Consider the following 13,478-nt stretch of genomic DNA (forward strand, 5'->3'; position numbering starts at 1 on the left):
CGAAACGTTGGCGTCTATAGAAATGAAGCCGTTAGGCGTTTCTTCTTATGCTTCTTTGTAATCGTTTGTCATCTGTTATTCACACTCCGTTCATGTTGCGTTCCTAAACTTGGAGCTATTCGAAGGGAGGAGAAAGCCATGTATCTAGCTCTTAGAGAAATGCGTCACGCCAAGACGAGATATGCTTTAATCATCACGATTATGCTGCTCGTTTCTTTTCTGGTGCTGTTCGTAACGGGGCTTGCGCGAGGGCTGGCTTATGCGAACGGTTCGGTTATCGAGAATATGGAAGCGGATTATATGATCCTGCAGGATGATGCCGATCATCGATTGATGCGATCGGAACTCAGTGCTCACCAGCTGGGGGCTGCCGAAGCCGTATTGGGGAAGGAACACGTGTCTGCCTTTAACTTGAAAATGACAACATTGTCGCAAGAAAACGGGCAAGGAAAAGCGGACGTCGCGTTAATAGCTATTGATCCCGATAGCTGGATCGCCCCCGTCGTCACCCAAGGCAAAACGTTGACGGGGGATAGTGAAGGTGCGATTGTCGTCGATCGCAAGCTAGCGAAGGAGGGTTATACGATTGGCAAGGTTGTTGTGGATCACGCAAGCGGTACAAGCTGGACAATAAGCGGTTATACCGACGATCAGTCGTTCAGCCATACACCGGTCGTGTTCCTGAATCCGCTGGAATGGAGCAAGCTGCAGGCCAAGATGGCACTCGGGAGAGATGCTCGTACCGACATCGGTCCATACAACGCTTTTGCCGTACTAGCATCGGAGGATGAGGCTGACCGGTTACGTACAAAAGTAGAGGGAGTCGAAGTGATTTCGAAGGGCGAAGCCGTGTCGGCAATACCAGGTTATAAGGAAGAACAGGGCTCTTTAATGATGATGATCGTATTTTTGTTCGTTATTTCGGCTTTTGTTCTGGCGGTATTCTTCTATGTCGTCACGATTCAGAAATCTGGCCAATTCGGCGTATTGAAGGCGATTGGAACGAAAACGGTATATCTTGTAGCCGGTGTCGTCGGACAAGTGCTGATGCTTTCGGTAGGCAGTTTGGCGGTTAGTTTGCTTCTTATATGGGCAGCTGAAGCCGTTCTTCCTAACTCGCTGCCTTTCCAACTGGAGAGCGGCACATTGGCGTTCGTGTGCGGTTCATTCGTCGCCATGTCGCTAGCCGGTTCATTGCTGTCGGTGTATCAGGTTGCCAAGACAGACGCTTTAGAAGCTATCGGGAGGACGACATAATGGCCATTAAGCTGCAATTGGAGGATGTAAGCCGTACGTTTCAAGACGGCGGTACAACGCTTACCGTACTGAGCAAGCTGTCGCTCCAAGTGAAAGAAAACGAATTGATCGCGGTAATGGGACCTTCGGGTTCCGGAAAAAGCACGTTTCTGTCTATCGCCGGCGCGTTGCTTACGCCAACGAGCGGGGAAGTATTCATTGGCGGCGAAGCGATCTCGGGTTTGAAGGCGAAGCAGCTAGCCGAATTAAGGCTCCGCAAGATCGGCTTCGTCTTTCAAAGCGCGAACCTCATCCCCTACTTGAAGGTTGAAGAGCAATTACTGCTGATTGCCAAGCTGGCTGGCCAGAAGAAAGAGGAAGCGCGCATACGTGGCAAGTCACTGCTAGAGCGGCTGGGACTGTCGCATAGAAGCCGGTTCTATCCAAGCCGTCTGTCAGGTGGGGAAAAGCAGCGAGTCGCTATTGCAAGAGCGCTAATGAACAAGCCTGACGTGCTGTTCGCCGACGAGCCGACGGCGAGTCTCGATGCTGAGCGAGGAGCAGCTGTCGTCAAGATGCTGGCGGAAGAGGTGCGGGCCGAAGGCCGCGCTGCAGTAATGGTAACTCATGATGAACGCGTTTTGTCTTATTGCGATCGTGTGCTTTATTTAGAGAAAGGGGCTCTACGTGAAGCTTAGCCTAATGTAAAGCTATATAGCAGAAGCTGCCTGGGAAAGAGGATCCTAGGCAGCTTCTTTTTTTTTTGGTAAGAAAAAAAAAGACGGGTTTCCATTAAAATTACTTTACAACTAAAGTATTTTGGAGTAGCATACATTTTATCGTTATTAAGAACGAAAAGTCATTATAGAGAAAAAGGTGTGAAGAGAACAATATGAAACAGAACGATCTTAACCATGTACGATTCTGGCCGGTAATGCTTGCGATCTTTATCGGATCCTTTCTGTGCGTGCTTGCATCAGCAAGTATTAACCTTGCATTGGAGCCGCTCAAGGATCATTTCCATACGACCTTAGGCTCGGTGCAGTGGACGTTAACCGGCTTCATGCTTGCAATGGGCACGACAGCGCCTATCGCCGGCTACTTAGGGGAGAAGCTGAGCTATAGACGCTTATACTTGTATTCCTTAATTGGCTTCACGCTTGCGTCCGTATTGTGCGCGGCAGCTTGGAGCGAGGGATCGCTTATCGCGTTCCGCGTTATGCAAGGCGCGTTCAGCGGCTTGATCATTCCGGCTACGATGTCTATTATTTATCAAATTATTCCGAAGGAAAGACAAGCGATGGCGGTAGCCTTCTGGGGCTTATCCGCGATGCTCGCTCCAGCCTTCGGACCGACGATCAGCGGTTGGGTGCTTGAGAACTTCAATTGGCATTGGCTATTCCTGATGAACATTCCAATTGGACTTATCGCGATCGGCTTTGTATACGCCTATATCCCTTATTACCGTATGAATGTGCCAAAGGCGTTCGACGGTATCGGATTCATTACTGTTATCATTAGCAGCTCTTCCTTGCTGTTAGCGTTGGGACAAGGACATGGCTGGGGATGGAGCTCTGTCAAGGTAATTGGCTTGTTCGTAGTTGGCGGTATTTCACTGATCTTGTTCATATGGCGTGAATTGACCGCGGAGACGCCGCTTCTGAATTTGCGCGTGTTCGCGAACGGCCGATTCACACTGAATGCGATTATTGCGAACATTATTACAATCAGCTTATACTCGGGTACGCTGCTTACCCCAATATTCTTGCAACGCATCCAGCATGTATCAGCCATGGACACGGGGATGATCCTTCTCCCGGCTTCTCTGGCTATGGCGCTGTTGATGCCCGTTGTCGGCAAGCTGTACGGCATTATCGGTCCGCGCTGGTTGATGTCGATCGGCATCGTGCTCTTGTCGGTCGGTACGCTTGCACTTAGCTGGCTTAGCGTAGATGTATCCCATTCCTACGTCATCTGGTGGATGGTCGTTCGAAATCTCGGCATCGCCTTCGTCGTAATGCCGTCGAGCAACGCGGCGATGGAGCAAATTCCGGCGGAGCTGTCCGGACACGCATCAGCGATCACGAACTGGACGCGGAACGTATTCGGTTCGTTCGCGATTGCGATCTTCACGACGATGTTAACGTCAAGGTCGATCGGCCATGCTACGGATTTCGTGAAGGCAGGCGACACCGATCCGCTGCATATTGAAATGATGTCGTTCACGATGAGCGTGAATGACGTGTATGTAGTGGCAACGATTATTGCCATCGTTGCTTTGCCGCTAAGCTTGTTTGTCGGCAAGTTAAATCGTGCAACACCGGTGGACAAAGCAAACGCCAAGTCTGCTGATGGTCAATTGACCGCGAAAGTCGCATCGAAATAATGAAGCAAGCGGAAGAAGCAGACTGCTCCGCGCAGTTTGCTTCTTTTTGCATTCTAATGCTCAGCGCTCGATCAAGCATAATACCATATTTAGTCCGCATAGTTCCATTTACTGACGTTGCTCTGCGGATTAGTATGAGAGGGATTGCACATGCGACATGCAGCATAAGGAGGAGCTATCGATGACAACCGCACCTTTCTTCAAAGGGATGACTTATGGATGGGGCTCAAAGCGCGGAGAGTATCGTCAGCCATACGCCATCGATTCTATGCGCAAGCTGAGAGAGACAGGCAGCGAGTGGATAGCTTTATCGTTCTGGACATACCAGGATACGATACATGCTACTCAAATTTATTTTGATTACGGCTATACGGTGACCGATAGAGACATTGAGTTTGCGGTGAAGCAAGCGAAGAGTATTGGGCTTCGGGTATGCCTGAAGCCGGTCGTCAATTCACGTGACGGCATATGGCGTGCCCATATCGGCTTCCCGAACGATAACGATGCTGCACCGTATTGGGAGAAATGGTTCGAATCCTATTCGAATTTCTTGTGCCATTATGCGGAGCTGGCTGAAGAGCTGGACTGCGAAATGTTATGTATCGGGTGCGAGATGGTGAAGACGGAATCGCGCTCTGCACAGTGGCGCACACTTATTGCCAAGCTCCGCACCATCTATAGCGGACCGATTATTTATAACGCGAATCACGGCAAGGAGGAGGGCGTTGATTGGTTCGATGCGGTAGACTATATCGGTACTAGCGCATACTATCCGGTTGGCGTGAAGCCGGGAGACAGCGTGCAGTCGATGGCAGCCAATTGGGAGCGGTATAAGCCGCGGCTTGCTGCCTTGTCGGCGAGATTCAATAAGCCAGTCGTATTCATGGAGATTGGCTGCCGAAGCGCGCTTGGCTGCGCAACGATGCCGTGGGACTTCACGCATAAGGAGCTACCGGCGAGCGAAAGCGAGCAGGCTAACTTCTATCAATCTACGCTACAAGCGTTTTGGGACGAGCCGTGGTTCGCCGGATTTTTCTGGTGGGACTGGAGCGCGAAGCTGTACGCTGATGAGGATGCTGCATCAAATCGGGGGTTCGGTATATACGGGAAACAAGCGGAGCACATATTAAAAGACTATTATGCGAAAACCGTTGTGAAGGAACGATTGTAATAAGCGGAATAACTGAGGGGCGTTCGAAAGTGAACGCCCCTTTGTTATGTTGCGCGGATCGGGTTTACTTCTTGTTTACGCTCAGAGCATCGTTGAATCGCTCGTTAATCGTATCCATGTCGATGTCGCTGATTGGGCCATCGTTATCGCTTAGCGCATACTTGGCTTTCAGCGCCAATATCCGATGGACATGCTCATCGATCTTTTCTTTGCTTAGTTCGCCTGAGGCAGCGCTTGCCTTAAGCGCATTATACACTTTGTTCTGCATTACGTTGTCATGCCCCACTAATACGATATCGGTGCCAGCCTGGATGGAACGAACGGCCGCTTCACCAATATCATGATGGTTGATAATACCGCCCATCGTCATATCATCTGTCATAACGACACCATCGTATCCGAGCTCGTCACGCAGCAAATCGGTGATGATCTCTTTGGACAAGGATGCTGGATTCGTATCGTCTATGGATGGAATGAGCAGGTGCGCAACCATTACCGCGTCGGCATCATGAGCGATCGCCTCCTTGAAGGGAAGCAGTTCAAACTGTTCCAGCTCGGATAAGCTCTTGCCGACTACAGGCAGCTCTAGATGAGAGTCGACGGATGTATCTCCATGCCCGGGAAAATGCTTCACGACCGCCGCGATATGATTCGACCGAAGTCCTTCCATCGTGCCGATTCCATGACGTATGACCGAGTCTGCATTCGAGCCAAAGGCCCGGCTTCCGATAACGGGATTGTTCGGGTTGCTGTTAATATCGAGAACGGGGGCGAAGTCCATATTGAAGCCAAGCGACTTAAGCGCTAGACCGGTTGCCTGGCTAACGGCCCCAGTATAACTGTCGTTATCCGCTGCGCCGATGGACTTCGCGGTAGGGATGGCCACAAAGGATTTCGGCAGGCGATTCACTTTGCCGCCTTCCTGATCGACGCTCAGCCATAACGGGACTTTGTTCGATTCGTTCTCGGACTTAAGCGCATTCAGCAGGGAGATGATCTGGCCAGCGCTGTTCATGTTGTCTTTGAACAAAATAAAACCGCCAATCTTATTCTCTTTAATCATTTTAATGGCTTCCTTATCGGCTTTCGTACCTTCTAATCCGATAATGATCATTTGGCCGATCTTCTCATTAAGGGTCATATCATCAATCTGCTCCTGTATAGGATCGATAACGGGTTTTGCTGTTTCGGCAGGCGGCGGATCGGTCTGAGCGGCGGTTGTAGCCGTTGGTTCGGGTTCGGTAGATTGGATAGGCGGGGTTTCGTTTGGCACATTCGTATTGTTGGCCTGGTTCGAGCCGCAGCCCGCAACGATCAAGCAAATCATTAGCAGTGTTAGAAGATGGAATGACTTTCTGTGCATCATGCATCCCTCCATTTATTGAATGGCTGTACCTATCATTGTAATCAATGTCGCGGAGCGATACAAATCGTCTGCATGCATATGAAAAAAATGGCAAACAAAAAGACAAGCCGGCGTTTAAGCCGGCTTGCCTCTCACTCTTATATAAACGACGTTAGTCGGGAATGCTTAGCATTGTTCTTGTTGCGGCTATCGTAGTTGTCCAGCAGCTTCACGGCCTGCAGTTGATCAGTCAGCTCCATGAACCAAGCTTCATCTCTAGTCGCCAAAGCAAGATCGATCATGCTTAACAATTGCTGCGCATTCATTGGCGCGTCTTCGGGAATTTTTTTGATCCAATGCTCGCGAACGGCGGTAGGTTTGCCTACTGAATCTTCATTGTCCGATTTAATAACTTGTACGGTGACGATTCCTTCAAGAGAATCGATATGCTCGATAAATCCTTGAATTAATTCTCCGTTGCCCGTTCTTCCTTGTACCCAATCGCTCGTTTCAAATCTCATCTTTTCCACCGCCCCTATTCAAATGTGTGTAACTGTAATCAATGTTGTTACTGTAATAATATAATATACAGTTAAAGCTGTCAAGCGGGTAATTGCTTATATTTTCAAAATATAAGAAAGCATTGTACGCTTATACTAGGCTTATATTTCATCCGCGAAACGTTGGCTTACGCCGCCAGAGGACGTCTTCAGCCGTTTACGCTTGAGTGAGATATAACGCTTGACAGTCTAACTGTATCATAATATAGTACAGTATACAAAATAGTTACAGTTTGAACTGAAGCTATATATGAAGTATATACAACGAGGAGTGTTGAAATGAAGGAACAATACAAACCACTGTTCGAAAGCTTTACGTTCAAAAGCGGCGTTCAGATAAAAAATAAAATCGTAATGGCTCCAATGACTAACTTTTCTTCCCTTGAGGACGGAACGGTATCCGAGGATGAGCTTCATTATTATGAACGCAGAGCGGGCGGCGTGGGGATGGTTGTAACGGCCTGCATCTACGTATCTCCGAATGGCAAAGGCTTCCCCGGTCAATTCGCGGGCGATCGCGATGAGATGATTCCAAGCATGAGCCGCGTAGCCGCCTCCATTAAGGAAAAGGGCGCTAAAGCTGTGCTTCAAATTTATCATGGAGGCAGATTGTGCCCGGCAGCGTTAGTGCCTGGCGGCGATGTCGTCGGCGCAAGCGCCGTTGCTTCCGAACAAAATGACGGCGTTGTGCCAAGAGCGTTAACGGAGTCAGAGATCGAGTCGATTGTGCGCGATTTCGGCGCAACGACAAGAAGGGCTATTGAAGCCGGGTTCGACGGCGTGGAGATTCATGGCGCTAACGGATATTTGCTGCAGCAGTTTTTCTCCGAGCAATCAAATACGAGGGATGACCGTTATGGCGGCGATATCGACGGACGCCTCGTCTTCCCGTTAGCGGTTGTTGATGAAGTGAAACGAGTTGCAGCTCAGCATGCGAAGGAACCGTTCCTCGTTGGATATCGGTTCTCCCCTGAGGAAGCGACGACTCCGGGCATTACGATGGAGCATACATTTAGGCTTGTGGATGAATTGGCAAGGAAGGACCTAGACTACCTGCATATATCGCTCATGGAGGCGGATTCTTTGCCAAAACGCGGAGCTGAGCCTATCAAATCTCGTCTCGAGTGGATTCAAGAGCGCGTAGGGCATCTCGTACCGATTATCGGGGTAGGCTCGATTCGAACGCCTGACGAAGCGCTTCGTACGCTTGATGTCGTACCGCTTGTCGCGATTGGGCGGGAGCTCATTATGGAGCCTGAATGGGTAGAAAAAGTGGAGAGCGGACAAGAGGATCGGATTAGAACGAAGTTGTCGAGAAGCGGGCAAGCGGATCTGACCGTGCCAACCCCGTTATGGGAGATGATCGTAAGACCGACGAACTGGTTCCCGGTTGGAGATTAATCTAATAGAGTAAGCCGCAACGGCTGCCTGGGTGATGCATTAGCTTTAGCATCATCTATGGCAGCCGTTTTCTGATCGTTGATGCTGTAACCGTAGTGTAACGCTCTATTTCGTATACTGAATAAATGAAGGAATGCGGGGGAGAGTCGAAGAGTCGGATGAATACGAACACTAATCTTTACTTTAATCGGATTGAGCTTGTAGGCGTACTAACGTACGTCCCTGGGCAGCCCATGCAGACGGGCAAACGTTTGATACATAGCATGAAGATGGAGGCAAAACGGCCTAACGGAGCCGTTGATGAGCTCGATCTTGTATGGTTCGACCGAAAGGATGTTCCATATCAAGCCGGCGATTCGGTACGGCTGGAAGGTGCGGTGATCAGCAGCGTTTATGATAGAAAGGGTTATAACGTAGATAAGCTGTATCAAAATGCAGTTGAGCACTACTATAATTTGTTTCAAGAATATCCGACTACGAGAGTACCTGTGTCCGGCAAAGGGGAAATTATCGATTGGGATAAGCTCGTAAATCGCGGACTCATCCCTTTTATGCCTCATGATACGTTATTTCAGTCACAAGGGAATAAGCTTCGCGGTGAGGATGCCGAATACTTATACGAAGTTAACGAGCATCTGACGGTTACGAAGAAATCGCCGCATACCGCTTGTCAGGTTATGGTGACTGCTATGCAGCCCGTGAAAGCGGATGATAACAGAGTGCTGAGAGGGGTCAACCAAGTTCATATTCAAGGACATATCAATAAAGTGATTTCATACTTTCCAGAACACGGGGCGCGGAAAATTCCATATTTGAACCTTGGTATAACCGTAAATGCACATGGCTTCAAAAGTTATTTGCATTTGACTTGCTGGGGAGAGATAGCTAAACGGAACGCGGATCTGATCGTTGGCGAGTTTGTGCAAATAAGAGGGCATCTGCACAAACGTTTCTATAACGTCAATGTGATGAAGAAGCGCAAAGAACAGCAATATACGAACTTCACTAGAGAGATATACGTCAACGAGCTGACACGGATTCCCAAAGGAGCGCAATAATATGACGGCTGCACGGAAGCAAGTACAAGGTGCCAAAAGAGGCATCAGACTGTTCTTATCGTCGCCGTTTCTCGATATGGATGCGGAGCGTGACGAGCTAGTTACGAATATTTTTCCCGAATTAAGGAGTATATGCGCAAAGCGCGGTGTCGTGTGGAGCGAAGTAGACCTGCGATGGGGCATCCAAGAGGAGAAGATTCACGCCAAGGAAGTGCTGCCCATCTGTTTAAGTGAGATTGACAGCTGCATTCCGTTCTTCGTCGGCATACTCGGGGAGAGGTACGGCTCGTCGCATTCGTATCCGGAACATATTGTACATCAATATCCGGAGCTGGCGCCTTATATGGACCGTTCGATAACGGAGATCGAGATTCGCCATGCCCTCTCGCAGCCTTCCGTGCTTAGCAACGGCTTCTTCTACTTCCGCGATCCAGCGTTCCTGGAGACGGTTGCCGAAGATGAGCTTTATAAATACGTAGAGCAAGTGCGTGAAGAAGAAGTGCGCGAGCTAGACGAAGCGCGAGCAAAGGTGCTGATGCTGGATAGGCAGAGTAAGCTTGCTCAGCTTAAACAAGATATTAAGGCCAGCGGCGTTACTTGCAGAGACGGCTTCCGAGACAGACAGGAGCTTGGACAATGGGTGAAACGTGATTTCATCCACCTTATTAATAGTTTGTATCCCGAGGAGAAGCGAGCAGACGATGTAGAACGTGAACGGTACGAGCATGAGGTGAATGCCTTGAATCTCGTAAACGAAACGTTTATCAAAAACTCGCATTATTTCGAGGAGCTTGATCGCCTTGTGCTAGCAGAAGGCAAGTCTATCGTGGTGCATGGCATGTCGGGGCTGGGCAAGTCTGCGCTGCTTAGCAACTGGATGCATGAGAAGCTCGAGGAGCAGGCGGAAGGCAAGAGCTCGATTCAAGGCATTGCTCACTTCGTCGGTCTCACGAGGAACAGTATGACCGCGCTCGGCACGGTGAAGAGGCTAATCGCCGAGATGAACGGTCGATTTGCGCTGCGCATCGACAATCCCATTCAAGCTGATCTCGTTAGAGATGCATTCTTAAGATGCCTCAGTTCCGTCCCGGCGACGGAGAGGCTGCTGATTATGATCGACGCGATTAACCAATTCGAAGATGCAGCAGACGAGGAGTTTTTCAGCTGGCTGCCGCTTGAAGTGCCGGACAACGTTCTGATCGTCGTTTCCAGTACAACCAATTGCGCGCCGAAGCACGACAAATGGAAGTCTCTCGAGATCGGGCCGCTCAATCGAGAACAGAAGGAACAGATCATTAATCAAGTGCTGACCGTCATGCACGGCAAATCGCTTGAACCGCGGGAGCATAAAGCGATTGTTGAATCGGTGCAAACGAATAATCCGTTGTTTTTGCGGGCTCTTCTGGAAGAAATAAGACTGATCGGAGATTCGCGAAGCAGGCTGCAGAACGAACTGGCTAAATATTTGCAAGCAGAGACGCCTGACGTTCTCTATGAACAAATATTGAGTCGTTTCGAGCGTGTGTATGACGAATGGATCGTTCCGGGCTTCGTAAAAAATACGCTGCTGCTGTTATGGTCTTCGCGTTCCGGCTTGCTTTACAGTGAGCTCAAGCACATATGGAGCCGCATCGGACACAAAATTCCGGATACGATTTGGGCAACGTTCATGGTTGCGCTAGAGCCTTACTTGACGCATCGTTCCGGACCGCTTCGCATCTATCATATGTATATGCGGATCGCTGTTCAGAGGCGGTATGGCAGACAATCGCAGGATGTGTCGTATGCTCGAGGACAAATTATGAACTACTTCCAAAGCGAGATCGGTCTAGAAAATAAAGGCCGTCTCATCGACGAGCTGCCTTGGCAATACATTCAAGCAAATGAGTGGGAGCTTCTCAAACATCAGTATCAGGATACGGACTTCCTGCTCGCAGCCTGGAACAAAGACGCCTATTACGTGAAGGAAGTATTATCGACGCTGGAGCAGAGGACGCTTCCTTGGGAGAATGCCGGCATCGAACAGGTAAAGCTGCCCTACATGTACAGCAATGTCATGTATAACAAAGCGGATTACGCCAAAGAGATCGTTTTGCTTCTTGCAGAGCTTCTCGCCGACAGTTATCCCGATGAATCCCTTGCGTTATATTCGAATGCCGAAGATAGATATAGAGAAAGCAATGAACTGAAAACGTTACAGCACATTTTGTACAAGCAAGCGCTCATTCTGCAAGACCGCGGTAATTTTCCAGCATGTATGGAGAAGCTTGTCCTGCAAAAGGAAATTTGCATAGCTAATGATTACATTGACGGTTTGCAAAATGGTCTTGGACTTGAAGCCGGCGTACTTAGCTCGCAAGGCCGCATGGAGGAAGCATACGAGCTGCTGTCGAAGCAGCGGAAGCTTCTTGACCGACTGGCAACTTTCGAAGGGCGCAAACAATACTTAATTCGCCGTGCGGAGATGAACCGGATTCGCTATCGTTTGGATGAGGCTGCAGAGCAATTGAAGGAGCTGGAACAGCTCTGCCTGGCGACGGGCAATCGCGATGCGCTGCAGGAGTGTCTTGGGGAGCAAGTGTGGCTGCAGTTTGAAATCATCTATATCGGCAATAAGGAAGGGATCGACGCGGCGCTTCGCTTGCTCGATAGAAGGGAAGCGATTTGTTCTGAAATTGGACATCACCGGGGCTTATTGCAGACCTCGTTAATGCGTTCGGACCTTATGCGGCTGAAAGGCAATTATTATGAGGCAAGATATTCGGAGAAATATCAAAATCATATGAACCGCCAGTTGAAGAACGACTACTTGCAGCAGCAAGCTTATGGCGTTCATGCAGCGATTCTTTTCCACAGCGAAGTGGAGATTGCGAGAACTTCCGGCCGCTTCATACGGCATAATCGATGCAATCGAGCGCTCGAAATGCTTCGCAGCCGCGAGACGATCTGCAAGGAGTTGCAACTGTACGAGGAGCTTCAGGATACGTATGGGATGCAGGCAAGTATTCTATACCGCGGCATGCGCAACAAAGACGGCGTCATCGAAGAGGCGTTGGAGAAGCGCGAGAAGCAGGAAAGTATATGCCGCAGCATTGGCTACACGATGGGGCTTCAACGAGCGTTGAAAGGCAAAGGCCTAATCTATGAGTATTTGAAAAACTACCCTGAATCGATTCGTACGTTCCAACAACAGATCGAAATTTTGCGCGAGTGCGGCATGGAGAATGGCAACCAGATGCAATATGCGCTGGGCAACTTGTCCAAAGTGTATATCCAGTTTTATAAGCAAGAGCCGGTCAAGGCTTATCTGCAGCATGCGATTGCGAATTTGCAGGAGCAGGAACGGATTAACGCGCTGCTCGATAATGGGAAAGGCGTATTATTCTCGCTCCTAAAGCAAGCGGAAGTGCTGGAGCTGCTGGATCGGCAGGAGGATGCGATTGTTATTATCGACAGATACTTGCTTCTCTCCGAACAGAATAGGTGGGAGAACGAGCAGCGTACTGGCGAACAGTTCCGCCAGAAGCTGCTTGCGAGGATGAATGGGATAGAAAAAGCAGCTGCAGCGGCCGTCATCATTACCGCCCAAGGTGAGCCTGACGCTTCGCCATTGTCGGAGGAAGAAGAAGCTTTGCTGGAGCGGATTGGACGAACCGGCCATTCAAGAGGACGGAAACTTTATTCGGGAGAAGTAGAGTGGCATGTTATGCTTAAGCAGCTCAAGCTGCTAGAGAAGCGAGGACTTGTTCTCATTCATGTGAACAAGTACCAATCTATGCATACGAAGGGCGAATATAGGCATCTACTCTTCCAATTGACGGATAAGGGGAGAGCGATATACTCGGAGAGATGGAGGCTGCTTCCAGCCGACTCCGAATACGACCAGCTTGCAAGCTGTCCTAACGGAATTAAGTACCAGTATTTGCTGGCGGAGACGAAGGATAATTTGACTGCGTTAGGCTATGAACTGGATGTTTCAGAAGATGACAGGCTGATTCGCCTTAACAAGGAGGATGCCGGGTCGTTGCTCTATATTGCGCTTGAGTCGGATACAGAGGAGGTTATGTTCCATTTGTTCGATGATTGGTCGATGCGAGGAAGTAAACAACCTCATTCTCTGCACGTGCTCAGTACGAATGATGAATTCATTTATAACCAAGTGATGCCTAGATTTTATAAGTGGCTCTTCAACAAATACGGACAATTGCGCGAACTCCAGGAGCAGTATATCGTGCAGATTATCCCTGTGTCGTTCTCAATGAACCCAAGGCCGGAGAAGCTGCTTACGCATGACGTGCTAATACATGCCCATATGGAATAG

9 protein-coding genes are annotated in these 13,478 nt (G+C 49.4%); 7 read left to right on the forward strand and 2 right to left on the reverse strand.

Features of this window, described 5'->3' with window-relative positions; translation table 11 throughout:
* Positions 1-138: 138 nt before the first annotated feature.
* The 4 genes from AC0YN0_RS10665 (at position 139) to AC0YN0_RS10680 (ending at position 4,793) form a co-directional block, all read left to right on the forward strand.
* Positions 139-1,257 carry an ABC transporter permease gene (locus AC0YN0_RS10665; RefSeq protein WP_475821262.1) on the forward strand — a complete coding sequence of 373 codons (1,119 nt, stop codon included), beginning with the start codon at positions 139-141 and terminating at the stop codon, positions 1,255-1,257.
* The gene (locus tag AC0YN0_RS10670) at positions 1,257-1,934 is read left to right on the forward strand and encodes an ABC transporter ATP-binding protein (protein ID WP_475821263.1); all 678 of its coding nucleotides are present in this window, start codon (positions 1,257-1,259) and stop codon (positions 1,932-1,934) included. Before AC0YN0_RS10665 ends, AC0YN0_RS10670 begins: the two co-directional genes overlap by 1 nt.
* 194 nt (positions 1,935-2,128) lie before the next feature.
* On the forward strand, positions 2,129-3,622 hold the full coding sequence (locus AC0YN0_RS10675; RefSeq protein ID WP_475821264.1) for a DHA2 family efflux MFS transporter permease subunit: 1,494 nt from the start codon (positions 2,129-2,131) through the stop codon (positions 3,620-3,622).
* A gap of 181 nt (positions 3,623-3,803) precedes the next feature.
* The gene (locus AC0YN0_RS10680; protein WP_475821265.1) at positions 3,804-4,793 is read left to right on the forward strand and encodes a glycoside hydrolase family 113; all 990 of its coding nucleotides are present in this window, start codon (positions 3,804-3,806) and stop codon (positions 4,791-4,793) included.
* Positions 4,794-4,857: 64 nt separating this feature from the next.
* On the opposite strand, the gene nagZ is transcribed toward AC0YN0_RS10680, so the two are convergent.
* A complete protein-coding gene (gene nagZ, locus AC0YN0_RS10685) occupies positions 4,858-6,159 on the reverse strand; it encodes a beta-N-acetylhexosaminidase (RefSeq protein WP_475821266.1) in 1,302 nt (433 codons plus the stop codon).
* Positions 6,160-6,296: 137 nt separating this feature from the next.
* Complete coding sequence (locus AC0YN0_RS10690) at positions 6,297-6,659, reverse strand: IDEAL domain-containing protein (protein ID WP_475821267.1); 363 nt, start codon at positions 6,657-6,659, stop codon at positions 6,297-6,299.
* A gap of 318 nt (positions 6,660-6,977) precedes the next feature.
* On the opposite strand from AC0YN0_RS10690, the gene AC0YN0_RS10695 reads away from it, so the two are divergent.
* The 3 genes from AC0YN0_RS10695 (at position 6,978) to AC0YN0_RS10705 (ending at position 13,478) form a co-directional block, all read left to right on the forward strand.
* Complete coding sequence (locus AC0YN0_RS10695) at positions 6,978-8,099, forward strand: NADH-dependent flavin oxidoreductase (RefSeq protein ID WP_475821268.1); 1,122 nt, start codon at positions 6,978-6,980, stop codon at positions 8,097-8,099.
* Positions 8,100-8,257: 158 nt separating this feature from the next.
* On the forward strand, positions 8,258-9,157 hold the full coding sequence (locus AC0YN0_RS10700; protein WP_475821269.1) for a hypothetical protein: 900 nt from the start codon (positions 8,258-8,260) through the stop codon (positions 9,155-9,157).
* Position 9,158: 1 nt separating this feature from the next.
* Positions 9,159-13,478 carry a DUF4062 domain-containing protein gene (locus AC0YN0_RS10705; protein ID WP_475821270.1) on the forward strand — a complete coding sequence of 1,440 codons (4,320 nt, stop codon included), beginning with the start codon at positions 9,159-9,161 and terminating at the stop codon, positions 13,476-13,478.

Source organism: Paenibacillus sp. J22P218 (genome assembly GCF_056269195.1).